The sequence below is a fragment of the Mesorhizobium sp. M1295 genome, assembly GCF_040318135.1.
Classification (GTDB): domain Bacteria; phylum Pseudomonadota; class Alphaproteobacteria; order Rhizobiales; family Rhizobiaceae; genus Mesorhizobium.
This window is the reverse complement of the sequence record NZ_JAMYLU010000001.1, coordinates 252560-269574: the sequence shown is the minus strand read 5'-3', so window position 1 is coordinate 269574 and position 17015 is coordinate 252560. Positions and strand designations below refer to the sequence as shown.

Genomic DNA, 17015 nt, shown 5'->3' with positions numbered 1-17015 from the left:
GCGCTCGTTTCCTCGTCTCGGACATTCGCCCGCATTTTTGAATTCTTCTATTCTGCCGCCGCCAGCACCGGTTCGGCGCGGTGTGCGTTGCGCGAAAACTCGTCGATGCGCCGCTCCACCTCGCCGCGGAAATGTCGCATCAGGCCCTGGATCGGCCATGCCGCCGCGTCGCCAAGCGCACAGATCGTGTGGCCCTCGACCTGCTTGGTCACATCGAGCAGCATGTCGATCTCGCGCTTCTGCGCCTCGCCGCGCACCAGCCGTTCCATCACCCGCCACATCCAGCCGGTGCCCTCACGGCAGGGCGTGCACTGGCCGCAGCTTTCGTGCTTGTAGAAATAGGAAAGCCGCGCGATCGCTTTCACGATATCGGTCGATTTGTCCATGACGATGACAGCTGCCGTGCCGAGGCCCGATTTCAGGTCGCGCAGCGCGTCGAAATCCATCGGCGCGTCGATGATCTGCTCGGCCGGCACCAGCGGCACCGACGCTCCGCCCGGAATGACCGCCAGCAGATTATCCCAGCCGCCACGAATGCCGCCGCAATGCGTCTCGATCAGCTCGCGGAACGGGATCGACATCGCCTCTTCGACGGTGCACGGATTGTTGACGTGGCCGGAGATGCAGAACAGCTTGGTGCCGACATTGTTGGGCCGGCCGAAGGACGAGAACCAGGCGGCACCGCGGCGCAGGATGGTCGGCGCGACAGCGATGGACTCGACATTGTTGACCGTCGTCGGGCAGCCATAGAGGCCGACATTGGCCGGAAATGGCGGCTTAAGCCGTGGCTGGCCCTTCTTGCCCTCGAGGCTTTCGAGCAGCGCCGTTTCCTCGCCGCAGATATAGGCGCCGGCGCCATGATGCATGTAGATGTCGAAATCATAGCCGGAGGTGTTGTTCTTGCCGATCAGCTTGGCCGCATAGGCCTCGTCGATGGCGCGTTGCAGCGCCTCGCGCTCGCGGATGAACTCGCCGCGCACATAGATGTAGGCGGCGACCGCGCCCATGGCGAAGCCCGCAAGCAGGCAGCCTTCGACCAGCGTGTGCGGGTCGTGGCGCAGTATGTCGCGGTCCTTGCAGGTGCCGGGCTCGGACTCGTCGGCATTGACGACGAGATAGCTCGGCCGGCCGTCGCTTTGCTTGGGCATGAACGACCATTTCAGCCCGGTCGGGAAGCCCGCGCCGCCACGTCCGCGCAGGCCGCTGGCCTTCATCTCGTTGACGATCCACTCGCGCCCCTTGGCGATGATGCCGGGCGTGTTGTCCCAGGCACCGCGCGCCATGGCGCCGGCCAGCGACTTGTCGAAGCGGCCGTAGATATTGTTGAAGATGCGGTCTCTGTCCTGAAGCATTGCTCGTTCCTCAGACCGGCTTCTTGCCGGTCGGCCGGCTTTTGTTTCCGGGCGACGGCGTGGCCGCCTTGGCGGCAGTCTTCGCCGGTTTAACCTTGGCCTCCGGCGCTTTGAAAGCAGACGCCGGCTCGGCCTTGTTCTTGGGGCCTTTGCGCTGTTTCGAGACGTCCTCGACCTGCGGCTCGGCCTTGTTGGCATTGGCGGCCGAATGCAGCGGCGCTGCAACGCTCGCCGCCTTTTCCGCCGCGGGCGCGACTTTTGTCACCGACGGCGATTTCAGCGCCGGGCTGGTCTCGACCGCGTCGGTCTTCGGCTTGCTGGCATTCGAGGGCGCAACCGGCGCCGGTGCAGGCGCGGTCGAAGCCGCAGACGGAACTGGTGCTGCGGCGGCAGCCGCCGGCCCCGCCTTGGTCGCCGCCTTGGTTTCCCGGTCGCGGGTTACCTTGAGGATCGCCTTTTCACTCTTGAGGGTCGTCAGGCCACTGGCCGGCTCTGAGGTGACGCGGCCATTTTGCGGTCCTGGCGTCACCGAAGCACCCTTGCCGGCGTCATAGAGGTCGATGATCTCGGCAAGCCGCTCCGGCGTCAAATCCTCGTATGTGTCCTTGAAGACCATAACCATCGGTGCGTTGACGCAGGCGCCGAGGCATTCGACCTCCTCCCACGACAGCGTGCCCTTGTCGTTGGTGTGGAACTGGTCGTGATGGATCTTCGAGCGGCACACATCCATCAGCGATTCCGAGCCGCGCAGCATGCAGGGCGTGGTGCCGCAGACCTGGACATGCGCGCGGGTGCCGACCGGATTGAGCTGGTATTGCGTATAGAAGGTGGCGACTTCTAGCCCGCGAATATAGGGCATGCCGAGCATGTCGGAGATCGTCTCGATCGCCGCCTTGGTCACCCAGCCTTCCTGCTCCTGCGCCAGCATCAGCAAGGGGATGATCGCGGATTGCTCGCGCCCCTTCGGATATTTCTTGATCCACTGCTTCGCCGCTGCCGCATTCGCCCGGTTGAAGGCGAAGGAGGCTGGCTGGAGGCTGGCTTCTGCGAGACGGCGGACTGACATTTAGCGATCGACCTCACCAAAGACGTATAGGTTCGTCATCTTGCTGCGGCCTCCTTACAAAGTTTCGCCGTACCGTCGAAACATTGGAAAGTCGGCGAATTTGTCATGACAGGCGGGCAAACGCCGGATTTACCAGCCAAGCGAGCAACAAGCCGCGCGAACCCTGTTTTGCCGGAAGCGGCTGCCGATACCTCCGCCTTAGAGAAACTCGCGCCATCCGGCGCTGCGACGCTACACTCGCATGTATCTCTCTTGAAATAGAAAGCATCGACATCGGCGGATTCTGCTGTCGCACTTTCTTGCATGCCAAGCGTGACGTAGCTCAGCTTGAAGTGCTGCTTCACAAGATCGGAAGCATCGATAGACGCTCCGCACTCGATTGCATATGCAGGGTGCATTGCGACAGCAATGACGATTAACGTGAGGCTCAGAATGCGATTCACCGATCGACCTCACCAAACACGATGTCGAGGGAGCCGAGAACGGCGGTGACGTCGGCCAACATGTGGCCGCGGCACAAAAAGTCCATCGCTTGCAGATGCGCAAAGCCGGGGGCGCGCAGCTTGCAGCGGTAGGGCTTGTTGGTGCCGTCGGAGACGAGATAGACACCGAACTCGCCCTTCGGCGCCTCGACCGCGGCATAGACCTCGCCGGCCGGTACGCGGTAGCCTTCGGTGTAGAGCTTGAAGTGATGGATCAGCGCTTCCATCGAGCGCTTCATCGCCGCGCGCTTCGGCGGCACCACCTTGCCGTCGAGGTTAGACACCGGCCCGCTGCCCTCCTTACCGAGCAACAGGTCGACGCACTGGCGCATGATTTTCGCCGACTGCCGCATCTCTTCCATACGCACCAGATAACGGTCGAAGCAGTCGCCGTTCTTGCCGATCGGAATGTCGAAGTCCAGCTCGGCATAGCATTCGTAGGGCTGCGATTTGCGCAGATCCCACGGCGCACCCGAGCCGCGCACCATGACGCCGGAAAAGCCCCAGGCCCAAGCGTCGGCCAGGGAGACGGTAGCGATGTCGACATTGCGCTGCTTGAAGATGCGGTTGCCGGTCAAAAGCGCGTCGAGGTCGTCGACCGACTTCAGGAACGGGTCGATCCACTTGCCGATGTCCTCGATCAGCTTCTGCGGCAGGTCCTGGTGGACGCCGCCCGGCCGGAAATAGGCCGCGTGCATGCGCGAGCCCGAGGCGCGCTCATAGAACACCATCAGCTTTTCGCGCTCGACAAAACCCCAGAGCGGCGGCGTCAGCGCGCCGACATCCATCGCCTGCGTCGTCACATTGAGGATGTGCGACATAATGCGGCCGATCTCGGAGTAGAGAACTCGAATAAGCTGCCCGCGCTTCGGCACCTCGATACCGAGCAGCCGCTCGGCGGCGAGCGCAAAGGCATGCTCCTGGTTCATCGGCGCGCAATAGTCGAGCCGGTCGAGATAGGGCACGGCCTGCAGATAAGTCTTGTGCTCGATCAGCTTTTCCGTGCCGCGATGCAAAAGCCCGATATGCGGATCGACGCGATCGACGACTTCTCCGTCAAGCTCCAGCACAAGGCGCAAAACGCCATGCGCAGCAGGGTGTTGCGGGCCGAAATTGATATTGAAGTTGCGAACGGAGGTTTCAGCCATTTACTGCTTTGCCTTCTCATCTCCCGGAAGCACGTAATCCGTACCTTCCCACGGAGACAGAAAATCGAAATTGCGGAATTCCTGCTTGAGCTCGACCGGCTCGTAGATGACGCGCTTGGCTTCGTCGTCGTAGCGCACCTCGACGAAGCCGGTCAGCGGAAAGTCCTTGCGCAGCGGATGGCCCTCGAAGCCGTAGTCGGTCAGGATCCGGCGCAGATCGGGATGGCCCGAAAACAGCACGCCATAGAGGTCGTAGGTCTCGCGCTCGAACCAGTCCGCGCCGGGATATATGCCGGTGATCGACGGCACCAGCGTCTCTTCGTCGGCCTGGACCTTGATGCGGATGCGGATATTCTGCCTCGGCGACAGCAGGTGATAGACCACGTCGAAGCGCTTTGCCCGCGACGGATAATCTGCGCCGCAAACGTCGATGATCGAAATGAACTGGCATTTCGGGTCGTCGCGCAGGAAGGTCACCACCTCGATCAGGTCGCGCGGCTCGACCGAGATAGTGAGTTCGCCATAGGCGAGCACCGCTTCGCCGATCCGGCCGGTCAGCTTCTCGCCAAGATAGGTCGAGAGGTCATTCAACGCCTGGGTCATGCCGCTCACCGTTCGATCGTGCCGGTGCGGCGGATCTTCTTCTGCAGCAGAAGGATGCCGTAGAGCAGCGCTTCAGCGCTCGGTGGGCAGCCGGGCACGTAGATGTCGACCGGCACGATGCGGTCGCAGCCGCGCACCACCGAATAGGAATAATGATAATAGCCGCCGCCATTGGCACAGGAGCCCATCGAGATGACGTAGCGCGGCTCCGGCATCTGGTCGTAGACCTTGCGCAGCGCCGGCGCCATCTTGTTGGTCAGCGTGCCGGCGACGATCATGATGTCGGACTGGCGCGGAGACGCGCGCGGCGCGACACCGAAACGCTCGCTGTCGTAGCGTGGCATCGAGGTGTGGATCATCTCGACGGCGCAGCAGGCGAGGCCAAAGGTCATGAACATCAACGAGCCGCTGCGCGCCCAGGTGATCAGCGCCTCGGTCGAAGTGACGAGAAAACCCTTGTCGGCGAGTTCGTTGTTGATCTCCAGGAAGAACGGATCATCCTCCCCCACCGGTCTGCCGGTGTTGGGGTCGATGAGGCCCTTGGGCTTCGGCGCGACGAGCGTGCCGGAACTGTCGTTCAATCCCATTCCAGCGCTCCTTTTTTCCATTCATAGGCAAAGCCGATGGTCAGCACCGCCAAAAACACCATCATCGACCAGAAACCGAGCATGCCGATCTGACTGAACGACACTGCCCAAGGAAACAGGAAGGCCACCTCCAGATCGAAGATGATGAACAGGATCGACACCAGGTAGAAGCGGATGTCGAACTTCATGCGGGCGTCGTCGAACGAGTTGAAGCCGCACTCATAGGCGGAAAGCTTTTCCGGATCGGGGTTGCGGTAAGCCACCAGGAACGGTGCGGCGAGCAGCGCCAGGCCGACGACCAGCGCCACGCCGATGAACAGGACGATGGGCAGGTACGAACCTAAAAGTGCGTTCATGCTGCAGTTTTCCGTTGGCGGCCAATCCACTCTGATTACAGCACCGGACCCACTTGCGGAAGCGTGACAGATTAACCACTGAACCGTTTTAAGGGGGCTCTATGCTGCAACGCGGCGAGGGTTAGCGCAGCGCTTTCGGCGAAGCAAGTCAAACCTTGTTCAAATCGCGGTGCTGGACGGCATATCCGGGAAAACTGGTCCGATCCGCTCCTGTTTGATTTCCTTCACTTTTCGCTCCACTTTTCTCTCCTGACATAGATGCCGCCAAAACCTTGCTAGCATGGGGCGGAATCGCAGGTCATTTTCTCTGTCTAACATCGTCCGGATACCGCCTTCATGAAGGAAAAAATCTCGCTTGCCCTGGCCCGTCGCATTGCGCTTGCGGCACAGGGATTCAATGACCCGCGCCCCAGCGGCACGCCTGACCGCCGGCATCTGGCCCGGGTGCTTGCACGTACCGGCCTGCTGCAGATCGATTCCGTCAGCGCCGTGGTTCGCGCCCATTATATGCCGCTCTATTCGCGGCTTGGCCCCTACAAGCTGGCGCTGCTCGACGACGCCGCGGTGACACGCAAGCGCATGGTCTTCGAATATTGGGCGCATGAAGCCTCGTTCCTGCCCGTCGAGACCTATCCGCTGATGCGCTGGCGCATGCGGCGGGCCGAGCGCGGCGAGGAAATGTACAGCGGACTGGCAAAATGGGGCCGCGAGCACGCCGCCTACATTGAGGACATCTATCGCGAGGTCGCTGAACGAGGCCCGATCGCGGCGTCGGCTTTCGAAGGCCAGAAGGGCTCGGGCGGCTGGTGGGGCTGGAGCCATGCCAAGCATGCCTTCGAATGGCTGTTCTGGGCGGGCCGCATCACCACGGCGCACCGGCGTGGTTTCGAGCGGTTCTACGATCTGCCGGAGCGCGTGCTGCCGCCAACGGTACTCGCTTTGCCAGTTCCGTCCCCCGCGGACGCCCACCGCGAACTGCTGCGCATCTCCGCCCGCGCCCATGGCGTCGCCACGGCGGGCGATCTGCGCGACTATTTCCGCCTCTCGCCCGCCGACATCAAGGGCCGCATCGAGGAACTGGTCGAGGCTGGCGACCTGTTGCCGGTGAGCGTCGAAGGCTGGAGCAAAACAGCCTATCTCCACAAGGACGCCCGTTTGCCGCGCAGGATCGAGGCGCGCGCCTTGCTTGCGCCGTTCGATCCCGTCGTCTTCGAGCGGTCGCGCACCGAGCGGTTGTTCGACTTCCACTACCGCATCGAGATCTACACGCCGGCCGAAAAGCGCCAGTATGGCTATTATGTGCTGCCGTTCCTGCTCGGCGACAGCATCGTCGGGCGCGTCGACCTCAGGGCCGACCGCCCGGCCGGCGTATTGCGCGTCCATGCCGCCTATTCGGAGCCCGGCGCCCCGCCGCAAACTGCCGCCGCCCTTTTCGAGGAATTGAAGCAGATGCAGGGTTGGCTCGGGCTCGAGCGCATCGAGGTGACGGCTGCCGGCGACCTCGGCCAGCCGCTCGCAGATATCGCCGCGTCATAGACGTGCGTTGACACGACTGCCTTCACAAGCCTAAATCCGTTCCAGACGGTCCCCTGCCCGCAACGGCAAGGGCCAAGAGGGAATGCGGTGCGAAATCTCGATTTCAAATCCGCGGCTGTCCCCGCAACTGTAAGCGACGAGCCAAGGCCGAAAACCACTGGGATATTCCCGGGAAGGCGGCACCCAGGCGATGACCCGCGAGCCAGGAGACCTGCCGTCTAGGACATAAGAATCCGATCGCCTGGCGGGTTTTCCGGGCAAGGAGCCTGATTTGGAACGCGACAGCAGTTTTCCGGCTGAGACAGCGGATTTATTGTCCGGCTATGGTGATTCCCCGGCCGGCGTTACCGTCATCGTCTGCTCGTCCTGCCGTGACGAGACCGGTTCGGACGCTTATCCCCGCGCCGGCGAACTGCTCGCCGAGCACACGCGCCGCGCCGCTTCCAGCGAAAACATTAAAATCCGCACCGTCGAATGCCTCGGCAATTGCAAGCGCCGGCTCAGCGCCGCGATGCTGCGCGACGGCTGCTGGAGCTATGTCTTCGGCGACCTGACCACGACCAGCGGCACCGATCTGGTGACGGGGGCAAAGCTGTTCGCTACTTCGACGGACGGCCTCATTCCGTGGCGCGGCCGTCCCGATTGCCTGAAGCGCGGCTTGGTTGCCCGCATCCCTCCCCTCGACCTTTTGAAGGACTTGATATGACTTCCCCAGATTCGGCCGCCAACGTTTCGCGCGTCCCCTGCACCGTCGTCACCGGCTTTCTCGGCGCCGGCAAGACGACGCTGATCCGCCATTTGCTCGAAAACGCCAAAGGCAAGCGCCTGGCCATCATCGTCAACGAGTTCGGCGATATCGGCATCGACGGCGAGATCCTGAAGGGCTGCGGCATCGACACTTGCCCCGAGGAAAACATCGTCGAGCTGGCCAATGGCTGCATCTGCTGCACTGTCGCCGACGACTTTGTCCCCGCGCTCGACCAGATCCTGTCGCTGACGCCGAAGGTCGACCACATCCTGATCGAGACGTCCGGGCTGGCCCTGCCCAAGCCGCTGGTCCAGGCCTTCCAGTGGCCGTCGGTGAAAAGCCGCGTCACGGTCGATGGCGTCATCGCCGTCGTCGACGGGCCGGCGCTGGCTGATGGCCGCGTTGCCAACGACATGGACGCCCTGCAGGCGCAGCGCGCGCAGGACGAGACGCTCGACCATGACGATCCTGTCGAGGAGGTGTTCGAAGACCAGCTCGCTTGTGCCGACCTGATCATCCTGTCGAAGAGCGACCTGCTGGACGCAGCCGGCGCGGCGCGCGCCAATGCCGTCATCGGCAAGCATGTTGCGCGGGCGGTGAAGATCGTGCCGACCTCGCAAGGCAAGGTCGATCCGTCGGTGCTGCTCGGCCTTGGTCTCGCCGTCGAGGACGACATCGAGAACCGCAAGACCCATCACGACGACGAGCTCGACCACGAACATGACGACTTTGACTCGTTCGTCATCGACATTGCGTCGGTGTCCGACCCGGACGAGCTGGCACAACGCGTCGCCACGGCGGCGGAGGAAGAAAACGTATTGCGCGTCAAGGGTTTCGTCGACGTCGGCGGCAAGCCGATGCGGCTCTTGCTGCAGGCCGTCGGTCCGCGCGTCAACCACTATTACGACCGCGCCTGGACCGCTGAAGACGATCGCCGCTCGCGCCTCGTCGTCATCGGCCTGAAAGGGCTGAACCGCCCGGCGATCGAGCGTATCCTCGCCGGCTGATCCCAGGTACGAGCCGCGATGCACATCCTCACCACCACATCCGCCTCGCTCGACGATCTCGCCGAGCCTGTCGATCTCAGGCAAACGCCTGCGGATGTCGTGGCGCTGTCCTTCACCGACAGCGACCTCGCCGGGCTGGCGGCGGCGTGGAAGGCAGATGCGGACCGCCTGCCGTCAATGCGGCTCGCCGCCTTGCGCGACCTGCGCCACCCGATGTCCGTCGACCTCTGGATCGACAGCGTCGCCCGCCACGCCAAGGTCGTCCTGGTCCGCATCCTCGGCGGTTACGACTGGTGGCGCTACGGCTGCGACCAGCTTGCCGTTGTCGCGCGAAATCGCGGTATTAAGCTGGCGCTCCTACCGGGCGAGAGCCACGACGAGGATTTGCGGCTGATCGAAGGCTCGACGCTGCCGCGCCAGGAACTTGATGGTCTGCTCGACTATTTCCGCGAAGGTGGCCCGGCGAATATGACGGCGCTGGTGCAGAGGTTGGCAAGTCTCGCCGGATCGGGTGCGGCGGTCGCTGAACCTGTCAGCGTGCCAAAGGCGGGATTTTACGAGCCGGGACGCGGCGTTATAGAAAGAATGGACTTATCAAGCGTCGGCATTCCTTCGCGCCCCCCTCTGTCCTGCCGGACATCTCCCCCACAAGGGGGGAGATCGGCTGTCACTGACCGTCTCGCGACTTCTGCAACATCGAACATTGACGAAGGCGACGATGACCAGGCGATCTCCCCCCTTGTGGGGGAGATGTCCGGCAGGACAGAGGGGGGCGCGACGGAACGCAGCCTAAACCTACCGTCCGCCGAACCCGCCCCCATCATCCCCATCCTGTTCTACCGCTCGATGCTGCTCGCCGCCGATGTCGCGCCCATCGATGCGCTTGTCGAGGCGCTCGGGCAGCGTGGCATAGCGCCGGTCCCCATCTTCGTCTCCAGCCTCAAGGACGCGGCATCGCTCGCCTTTGTCGAAACCGCGTTTGCCGCGCTGAACCCTGCCGCCATCATCACCGCCACAGCTTTCGCCTCGGGCGCCGAACCCGGCGTCGAGACGCTGTTCGACCGCGCCGGAGTGCCGGTGTTCCAGGTCGTCGTCGCGACCACCCGCCGCGACATCTGGCAGAACAACCAGCGCGGCCTGGCGCCCGCCGACCTTGCCATGCATGTCGTCCTGCCCGAGCTCGACGGCCGCATCCTGGCCGGCGCCATTTCCTTCAAGAGCGAAAGCGAGATCGATCCGGCATTGGCCTTCCGCGCCTTCGCCAACCGGCCAGAGCCTGACCGCGTGGCGCAGGTCGCGAACCGTATCGAGGCCTTCGTGCGTCTGCAGCGGACGCCGCGTGCGGAGCGCAAGCTCGCCATCCTGATCCCCGACTATCCGAGCGCGCCCGGCCGCACCGGCTATGCCGTCGGTCTCGACGTGCCGTCCAGCGTGCTGGCGATGCTGCACGACCTGAGCGAACAGGGCTACGCCGTTGAAGGGATTCCGCAAACGCCGCGTCAGTTGCTGGAGGTGCTGGAGCCAGCCGACCAGGGACTGGCTTTGCAGGATTATCTGACCTTCTCGAAGGAATTGCCGCCGGCGGCCATCGCTGCGGTGGAGGCCGCATGGGGGAATACGGATGATGAGACAGGTTCGCGCGAGGCACCCCCCTGTGTGCTGCCGGACATCTCCCCTTCGAGGGGGGAGATTGCGCTGTTGTCTCTGCTTTCGCCAACTACCAAGGGCGTTAAGGGAGAGCCGGCAGCCGAACTGCCAATCTCCCCCCTTGAAGGGGAGATGTCGGGCAGGGCAGAGGGGGGTGTCCAAGCGCCCACCACCGCAAAATTCCCCTTCCGCGCCGCCACCTTCGGCAATATCACCGTAGCCCTCGCCCCTGATCGCGGGCGCTCAGCCGACCGCCGCGCCGACTATCACGACCCGACACTGCCGCCGCGCCATGCACTGATCGCCTTTGGCTTGTGGCTGCGTAAGTCGCTCGGCATCCATGCAATTATCCATGTCGGCGCCCACGGCACGCTGGAGTGGCTGCCCGGCAAGACCGTGGCGCTCAGCGAAAACTGCTTTCCCGAAATCGTCACCGGCCCCCTGCCCGTCATTTATCCTTTCATCGTCTCCAACCCCGGCGAGGCAGCACAAGCCAAGCGACGCATTGCCGCCGTCACGCTTGGCCATCTGCCGCCGCCGCTGACCGGCGCCGGGCTGGACGAAGAGCAGCATAAACTCGAGCGACTGGTTGACGAATATGCCCAGGCCGACGGGCTCGACCGCCGCCGCCGCGACCGCCTGGCGAAGCTGATCGTCGAGACTGCGGAAAAGACCGGCCTCGCCTCAGAGGCCGGCGTCGCCAGGACCGACGCAGCCGACGAAGCCTTGCGCCGCATCGACGCCTGGCTCTGCGATCTCAAGGATTTCGCCATCAAGGACGGCCTGCATATCTACGGTCGCTCGCCTGAGGGCGAAACCGATCCTTTGCGCGAGCAGAGTGCGGCAGCCGAGAAAGTAGCACTCATCGCGGCCCTCGACGGCCGCCATGTCGCCGCCGGTCCGGCCGGTGCACCGGCGCGTGGCCGGCGCGATGTGCTGCCCACCGGCCGCAATTTGTTTACCGCCGACCCACGCACCATGCCGACGCCGACCGCCTATGATCTGGGCAAGGTGGCAGCGGAAGAAGTCGTCCGCAGCTACATGCAATCGCATGGCGACTGGCCGCGCTCGCTGGTCATCGACCTCTGGGGCTCGGCCTCGCTGCGCACCGGCGGTGAGGAGATCGCGCAAGGCCTGGCGCTGATGGGCTGCCGGCCGCAATGGGATTCCGCCACCGGCCGCATCACCGGCATCGAGGTGCTGCCGCCGGCAACGCTCGGCCGCCCGCGCGTCGACGTCACCTGGCGCATATCCGGCCTGTTCCGCGACATGTTCCCAACCCAGATCGCGCTGATCGATGCCGCCGCCAACGCCGTCGCGACCCGCGACGAGGACGATTCGGAAAACCCGCTGGCGGCGAGAACCCGTGCAGACGGCAAGATCAGCCCGCGCATATTCGGCACCTCGCCCGGCACTTACGGCGCCGGCATCGAGGACTTGCTATCAAGCGGCGACTGGGCCGCGCGCGAAGAGATCGGCCGCGCCTATCTCGCCGCCACCTCGCATGCCTATGGCGGCGCCGAGGGCGAAGGCATTTCGGCGCCCGGCGCTTTTGAGGGCCGCATCGCTGAGGCCGACCTTCTGGTTCATACCGGCGACGATCCCGGCCGCGACATCCTCGAAGGCTCGGCCGACGTCGCCTTTATCGGCGGCTTTTCGGCAGCGCTTGCCGCGCTCGGCAAAAACGCTGACGTGATCGTGCTCGACACCACGGATCCGCAAAAGCCCAAGCCACGCTCGGTTGGGGACGCCGTATCCCGCGTCGTACGGGCACGCGCCGTCAATCCGCGCTTCATTGCCGGCCAGATGCGCCACGGGCCGCGCGGCGCCTCGGAATTCGCCGAGACGGTCGACCGGCTTGTCGGCTTTGCCGAGACCACTCATGCCATATCTGGCGCGCTGATCGAGGCCGTGCACGACGCCTATCTCGGCGACCCCGTTGTCCGCGCCTTCATCCTGCGCGAGAACCCGTCGGCGGCGAAGGTCATGGCCGAACGTTTCATGTCGGCACGACGGCGCGGTCTGTGGCATCCGCTGCGCAATTCGATCGATGACGATCTCGCCGCACTGATTGCCGAAGCCCAGGCGCTTGGGGTGGCGGCATGAACGCTTTCTCCCGACGCAGCGCCTGCCCTGCTTTGTCGGCACCGATGCAAACCGGCGACGGGCTGCTGGTGCGGCTCAATCCGGTCGCTGGAGGACTGTTGCCGAAGTCGTTGATCGGACTCTGCGAATCCGCCCTGCGCCACGGCAACGGCATTATGGAAGTGACCGCCCGCGGCAGCTTGCAGATACGCGGCCTGACGCCCGAAAGCGCCCGGCTGCTGGCGATGGAGGTCGATGCGCTGGGTGTTGCCGTTCGCACCGGCGTGCCGGTCGAGACTGGTCCGCTGGCCGGGCTCGACCCGCAGGAAATCGCCGATCCGCGCCCGCTAGCGGAGCGGATTCGGGCGGCAATCGAGGACGCCGGCGTCACGCAGCGTCTTGGCCCGAAGGTCTCGGTGATTGTCGACGGTGGCGGACAGCTGACCTTGGATGCAGTGACGGCCGATGCCAGGCTGGCTGCGGTGCGGACCGATGCGGGGACGCAATGGCAGGTGGCTATCGCCGGCGGCGGTCAGACTGCGACGCTACTCGTCATGGCCGAGGAAGATGCGGCCTGCGACATCGCCGTTGCGATCCTAAGGATGGTTGCCGAAAAGGGGCGCGATGCCCATGCGCGGGATTTGACAGAAAGACAGCTGAGATCTCTGGCAAATTGGCGATCCTTCGCGCCCCCCTCTGTCCTGCCGGACATCTCCCCCACTTGGGGGGAGATTGCGCCCTCATCTCAGCTTTCGCCAATCGATAAGCATGCTAAGAGTGAGCCACCGGCGAAGCTGCCGATCTCCCCCCAAGTGGGGGAGATGTCCGGCAGGACAGAGGGGGGCGCGAAGGATCGCCGGCCCATCGGAGTTTTCGACTTGGCTGCAGCCGGAACCGCCCTCGGCATCGGCCTACCCTTCGGCAGCATGCCGGCGAACCAGATCATCGCTCTCGCGCAGAGCGCGCTGGCCCTTGGCGCCACCGAAATCCGCCTGGCGCCGGGCCGCGCGCTGGTTTTCCTCGGCCTCGCGCCAGCGGCCTGCCCGCCGCTCCACCAAGCCGCCGCAACCCTCGGCTTCGTCACCGACGCCGCCGACCCGCGCACCAGGATCGCCGCTTGCCCGGGTGCTCCCGCCTGTGCCTCCGGCCGCATCGCGACGCGCGAAATCGCCGAGACCATCGCCGTGGAAAACCGCGACATCTTCGATTCTTCCTTGACGCTGCACATCTCCGGCTGCGCCAAGGGCTGCGCCCATCCCGGTCCGGCGGCGCTGACATTGGTCGGTAGCGAAAACGGAGCCGGACTTGTCGTGGACGGGACGGCTAAGATGTTTCCTGCCGGATACAGGCCGGGCGATGACGCCTCGCGCGGCATCGGCGGCATTGCAGCGGCAATCCGCAGAAAACGACTTCGAGGCCAGACTGCCGCCGCCTGCCTTGCAAGGCTTGGCACGGCCGGCGTCGTCAAAGCTTACCGACAGGAATGAGCATGCCCGCCCAGAACCCCATCACCTACGACTATATTCATGATGGCACAGCGATCTATGAGCGCTCCTTCGCCATCATCCGCGCCGAGGCCGACCTGTCGCGCTTTTCCGAAGCCGAGGCCGACGTCGCTATCCGCATGATCCATGCATGCGGCCAGGTCGAGGCTGCGCGGCATTTCGTTTTCTCACGCGATTTCGTCGCCGCTGCGCGCACAGCGTTGAGCGCCGGCGCGCCGATCTTCTGCGACGCACAGATGGTCTCGGATGGCGTCACGCGCGCGCGGCTGCCGGCCGGCAACGAAGTGATCTGCACGCTGCGCGATCCGCGGACCGCCGACATCGCGAGAAAAATCGGCAACACCCGCTCGGCCGCGGCGATCGATTTGTGGGGCGAGCGCATGGCCGGTTCGGTCGTCGCCATCGGCAATGCGCCGACCGCCCTGTTTTATCTGCTGGAAAAGCTGCGCGATGGTGCGCCGAAGCCGGCGGCGATCATCGGTATGCCGGTCGGGTTTGTCGGTGCCGCCGAATCGAAGGATGCGCTGGCCGAAAATTCCTATGGCGTGCCTTACGCCATCGTGCGCGGCCGGCTGGGCGGCAGCGCCATGACCGCCGCCGCACTCAACGCACTGGCGAGGCCGGGCCTATGAATGCGATCGCAAGAGGTCGGCTGGTCGGCGTTGGCACCGGTCCTGGCGACCCAGAACTCTTGACGCTGAAGGCAGTGCGCGCGCTGGCGGAGGCCGATGTCGTTGCGCATTTCGCCAAGCGCGGCAACAACAGCAACGCGCGTGCCATCGTCGGAACCCATTTTCGCCCTGATTTGATAGAGTTGCCGCTGCTCTATCCGGTGACCACCGGATCGACAAGGATCATGGCGACTACCGCTCGCAGATCACGGATTTCTACGAGCAGTCGGCCGAAAAGGTTGCCGAGCATCTCAGCGCCGGCAGGATGGTTGTGGTGCTCTCGGAAGGCGACCCGCTTTTCTACGGCTCCTACATGCATCTGCATGTCAGGCTGGCGCATCGCTTTCCGACCGAAGTCATTCCCGGCGTCACCGCCATGTCCGGCTGCTGGTCGGCGACCGGCCTACCGATCGTCCAGGGCGACGACGTGCTGACGGTGCTGCCGGGCACCATGAGCGAATTCGAGCTGACGCGCCGCCTCGCCGACACCGATGCCGCCGTAATCATGAAGGTCGGCCGCAACTTGCCCAAGATCAGGCGTGCGCTGGAGGCGACCGACAAGCTGCCGCGGGCCATCTATGTCGAGCGCGGCACCATGCCGGGCGGCGTCTCGATGCGGCTTGCCGACAAAAAGGACGACCAGGCGCCTTATTTCGCCATCGTGCTGGTCGCCGGCTGGTCGGGGCGGCCAAGCGCATTGGGAGCCGAAGCATGAGCGGCCGCCTGACCGTCATCGGCCTGGGGCCTGGCAACGCCGACCAGGTGACGCCGGAAGCGAACCGGGCCGTCGCCGAGGCGAAATTCTTCTACGGCTACAAGCCTTATCTTGACCGGCTTGATCTGCGTCCCGACCAGATTCGCGTCGCTTCCGACAATCGCGAGGAGCTAGCGCGCTCCAGGGACGCGCTGCTGAAGGCTGCGGAAGGCCACAATGTCGCGGTCGTATCGGGCGGCGATCCCGGCGTCTTCGCCATGGCGGCGGCCGTCTGCGAGGCGATCGAGGCGGGGCCGGTCGAGTGGCGCGCGGTCGACATCGCCATCGTGCCTGGCATCACCGCCATGCTCGCCGTCGCCGCCCGCATCGGCGCGCCGCTCGGCCATGATTTCTGCGCCATCTCGCTGTCAGACAATCTGAAGCCGTGGGATTTGATCGAGCTGCGCCTGCTGGCCGCGGCCGGCGCCGGCTTCGTCATCGCGCTCTACAATCCGATCAGCAAGGCGCGCCCCTGGCAACTCGGCCGCGCCTTCGAATGCCTTGCCGCGATCCTGCCGGGCACCACGCCGGTGATCTTCGGTCGCGCCGCCGGCCGTCCCGACGAGCGCATCGAAGTTTTCTTGCTGGCGGAAGCCGATGCGCAAAATGCCGACATGGCCACCTGCATCATCATCGGTTCACCGGAAACCCGGATCATCAAGCGCGGTGAAAAGCCAGCGCTGGTCTATACGCCACGGTCGGCAGCGGGCCCAAGAACATGACCGACCAGAAAATGATCGACCATCGCGGCAAGAGATTCGACCGTCTCAGCCGACGTGACGTCCGGCAACGCCGGCCTGCGGATCATGACCACCTCGATGCCGAGCGCCCGCGCTGCGGCGATCTTGCCGTAGGTCGCTTCGCCGCCGCTGTTTTTGGAAACGACGACATCGATGCGGTGCTCTTGAAGCAGCGAGTGTTCGTCCGGCTCCTGGAACGGCCCGCGCGCCAAGAGATAGGTCGCGTCGGGCACAGTAAGTCTTGGTTCGACCGGATCGACGCTACGGATGAGATAGTGGTGCTGGGGTGCAGCCTCGAAGGCAGTGATCTCCTGCCGTCCGAGCGCCAGGAACACGCGGCGCTGCGCCGATCCCAGCGCCGTCACCGAGCTGGTAACACCGTCGACCAGCGTCCACTGGTCACCTTCGGCAGGCTCCCAGCCTGGGCGCTTGAGCGCAACGATCGGCACGCCGGATCGGCGCGCTGCTTCCGCCGCATTGGCGGAGATCTGCGCCGCATAGGGATGCGTGGCGTCGATCAGCAGGTCGACGTCCGTCTCGTGGAGATACAACGCCAGCCCGTCGACGCCACCAAAGCCGCCAACCCGCACCGGCACGCCTTGCGCGGCCGGGTTTTCAGTGCGGCCGGCCAGCGACAGCGTAATCGCGAGATCGGAGCGCACCGAGAGTATTCCGGCCACCTGCCGGGCTTCGGTGGTTCCGCCGAGGATCAGAATGCGGTGGGTCAT

15 protein-coding genes, 1 pseudogene and 1 riboswitch are annotated in these 17015 nt (G+C 64.5%); of the genes and pseudogenes, 8 read left to right on the top strand and 8 right to left on the bottom strand.

From position 1 onward, the window contains the following. Nucleotides 1–47: 47 nt before the first annotated feature. The 7 genes from nuoF to NKH29_RS01240 are packed head-to-tail and all read right to left on the bottom strand — an operon-like array spanning nt 48 to nt 5594. Nucleotides 48–1352: an NADH-quinone oxidoreductase subunit NuoF gene (gene nuoF / locus NKH29_RS01270; protein ID WP_352483047.1), complete on the bottom strand. Its 1305-nt coding sequence runs from the start codon at nt 1350–1352 to the stop codon at nt 48–50. A 10-nt stretch (nt 1353–1362) separates the two neighbouring features. Then, a complete protein-coding gene (gene nuoE / locus NKH29_RS01265) occupies nt 1363–2418 on the bottom strand; it encodes an NADH-quinone oxidoreductase subunit NuoE (protein ID WP_352998838.1) in 1056 nt (351 codons plus the stop codon). A 35-nt stretch (nt 2419–2453) separates the two neighbouring features. After that, nucleotides 2454–2861, bottom strand: a complete 408-nt coding sequence (locus NKH29_RS01260; protein WP_023720746.1) for a hypothetical protein — start codon at nt 2859–2861, stop codon at nt 2454–2456. Beyond that, nucleotides 2858–4048 (bottom strand): NADH-quinone oxidoreductase subunit D, encoded by a 1191-nt coding sequence (locus tag NKH29_RS01255; RefSeq protein ID WP_023720747.1) that lies wholly within the window; start codon nt 4046–4048, stop codon nt 2858–2860. Before NKH29_RS01255 ends, NKH29_RS01260 begins: the two co-directional genes overlap by 4 nt. Next, on the bottom strand, nt 4049–4651 hold the full coding sequence (locus NKH29_RS01250) for an NADH-quinone oxidoreductase subunit C (protein WP_023720748.1): 603 nt from the start codon (nt 4649–4651) through the stop codon (nt 4049–4051). Between the two features lie 5 nt (nt 4652–4656). After that, nucleotides 4657–5238 (bottom strand): NuoB/complex I 20 kDa subunit family protein, encoded by a 582-nt coding sequence (locus NKH29_RS01245; RefSeq protein ID WP_023720749.1) that lies wholly within the window; start codon nt 5236–5238, stop codon nt 4657–4659. After that, complete coding sequence (locus tag NKH29_RS01240) at nt 5229–5594, bottom strand: NADH-quinone oxidoreductase subunit A (protein WP_023720750.1); 366 nt, start codon at nt 5592–5594, stop codon at nt 5229–5231. Before NKH29_RS01240 ends, NKH29_RS01245 begins: the two co-directional genes overlap by 10 nt. Before the next feature lie 336 nt (nt 5595–5930). Between NKH29_RS01240 and NKH29_RS01235 the strand changes: the two genes are divergently transcribed. The 8 genes and pseudogenes from NKH29_RS01235 to NKH29_RS01200 all read left to right on the top strand — a co-directional run bounded on the left by NKH29_RS01235 (nt 5931) and on the right by NKH29_RS01200 (nt 16269). Continuing rightward, on the top strand, nt 5931–7130 hold the full coding sequence (locus NKH29_RS01235; protein WP_023720751.1) for a winged helix-turn-helix domain-containing protein: 1200 nt from the start codon (nt 5931–5933) through the stop codon (nt 7128–7130). Between the two features lie 29 nt (nt 7131–7159). Beyond that, nucleotides 7160–7363: riboswitch (cobalamin riboswitch) on the top strand. A gap of 38 nt (nt 7364–7401) precedes the next feature. Next, nucleotides 7402–7836 carry a DUF1636 family protein gene (locus tag NKH29_RS01230; RefSeq protein WP_352998836.1) on the top strand — a complete coding sequence of 145 codons (435 nt, stop codon included), beginning with the start codon at nt 7402–7404 and terminating at the stop codon, nt 7834–7836. Then, nucleotides 7833–8885, top strand: coding sequence for a cobalamin biosynthesis protein CobW (cobW, locus tag NKH29_RS01225; protein ID WP_023720753.1), 1053 nt, complete (start codon nt 7833–7835; stop codon nt 8883–8885). Before NKH29_RS01230 ends, cobW begins: the two co-directional genes overlap by 4 nt. A gap of 18 nt (nt 8886–8903) precedes the next feature. Then, nucleotides 8904–12638: a cobaltochelatase subunit CobN gene (locus NKH29_RS01220; RefSeq protein ID WP_352998834.1), complete on the top strand. Its 3735-nt coding sequence runs from the start codon at nt 8904–8906 to the stop codon at nt 12636–12638. Further along, nucleotides 12635–14104 (top strand): precorrin-3B synthase, encoded by a 1470-nt coding sequence (gene cobG / locus NKH29_RS01215; RefSeq protein WP_023720755.1) that lies wholly within the window; start codon nt 12635–12637, stop codon nt 14102–14104. The genes NKH29_RS01220 and cobG overlap by 4 nt, the downstream gene beginning before the upstream one ends. Further along, a complete protein-coding gene (locus NKH29_RS01210; RefSeq protein ID WP_352998832.1) occupies nt 14101–14754 on the top strand; it encodes a precorrin-8X methylmutase in 654 nt (217 codons plus the stop codon). Before cobG ends, NKH29_RS01210 begins: the two co-directional genes overlap by 4 nt. Then, nucleotides 14751–15508, top strand: a pseudogene (locus NKH29_RS01205) (precorrin-2 C(20)-methyltransferase). The gene NKH29_RS01210 and the pseudogene NKH29_RS01205 overlap by 4 nt, the downstream one beginning before the upstream one ends. Next, the gene (locus NKH29_RS01200) at nt 15505–16269 is read left to right on the top strand and encodes a precorrin-3B C(17)-methyltransferase (protein WP_023720758.1); all 765 of its coding nucleotides are present in this window, start codon (nt 15505–15507) and stop codon (nt 16267–16269) included. The pseudogene NKH29_RS01205 and the gene NKH29_RS01200 overlap by 4 nt, the downstream one beginning before the upstream one ends. Here NKH29_RS01200 and NKH29_RS01195 read toward each other — a convergent pair. Then, a complete protein-coding gene (locus NKH29_RS01195; protein ID WP_023720759.1) occupies nt 16233–17015 on the bottom strand; it encodes a cobalt-precorrin-6A reductase in 783 nt (260 codons plus the stop codon). The two genes, NKH29_RS01200 and NKH29_RS01195, sit on opposite strands and share 37 nt — an antisense overlap.

What these genes read in the sequence shown, in the direction of transcription:
- nuoF (WP_352483047.1), bottom strand. Translation starts at nt 1,352, where the DNA reads ATGCTTCAGGACAGAGACCGCATCTTCAACAATATCTACGGCCGCTTC.
- nuoE (WP_352998838.1), bottom strand. Translation starts at nt 2,418, where the DNA reads ATGTCAGTCCGCCGTCTCGCAGAAGCCAGCCTCCAGCCAGCCTCCTTC.
- NKH29_RS01255 (WP_023720747.1), bottom strand. Translation starts at nt 4,048, where the DNA reads ATGGCTGAAACCTCCGTTCGCAACTTCAATATCAATTTCGGCCCGCAA.
- NKH29_RS01250 (WP_023720748.1), bottom strand. Translation starts at nt 4,651, where the DNA reads ATGACCCAGGCGTTGAATGACCTCTCGACCTATCTTGGCGAGAAGCTG.
- NKH29_RS01245 (WP_023720749.1), bottom strand. Translation starts at nt 5,238, where the DNA reads ATGGGATTGAACGACAGTTCCGGCACGCTCGTCGCGCCGAAGCCCAAG.
- NKH29_RS01240 (WP_023720750.1), bottom strand. Translation starts at nt 5,594, where the DNA reads ATGAACGCACTTTTAGGTTCGTACCTGCCCATCGTCCTGTTCATCGGC.
- NKH29_RS01235 (WP_023720751.1), top strand. Translation starts at nt 5,931, where the DNA reads ATGAAGGAAAAAATCTCGCTTGCCCTGGCCCGTCGCATTGCGCTTGCG.
- cobW (WP_023720753.1), top strand. Translation starts at nt 7,833, where the DNA reads ATGACTTCCCCAGATTCGGCCGCCAACGTTTCGCGCGTCCCCTGCACC.
- NKH29_RS01220 (WP_352998834.1), top strand. Translation starts at nt 8,904, where the DNA reads ATGCACATCCTCACCACCACATCCGCCTCGCTCGACGATCTCGCCGAG.
- cobG (WP_023720755.1), top strand. Translation starts at nt 12,635, where the DNA reads ATGAACGCTTTCTCCCGACGCAGCGCCTGCCCTGCTTTGTCGGCACCG.
- NKH29_RS01210 (WP_352998832.1), top strand. Translation starts at nt 14,101, where the DNA reads ATGAGCATGCCCGCCCAGAACCCCATCACCTACGACTATATTCATGAT.
- NKH29_RS01200 (WP_023720758.1), top strand. Translation starts at nt 15,505, where the DNA reads ATGAGCGGCCGCCTGACCGTCATCGGCCTGGGGCCTGGCAACGCCGAC.
- NKH29_RS01195 (WP_023720759.1), bottom strand. Translation starts at nt 17,015, where the DNA reads ATGACCCACCGCATTCTGATCCTCGGCGGAACCACCGAAGCCCGGCAG.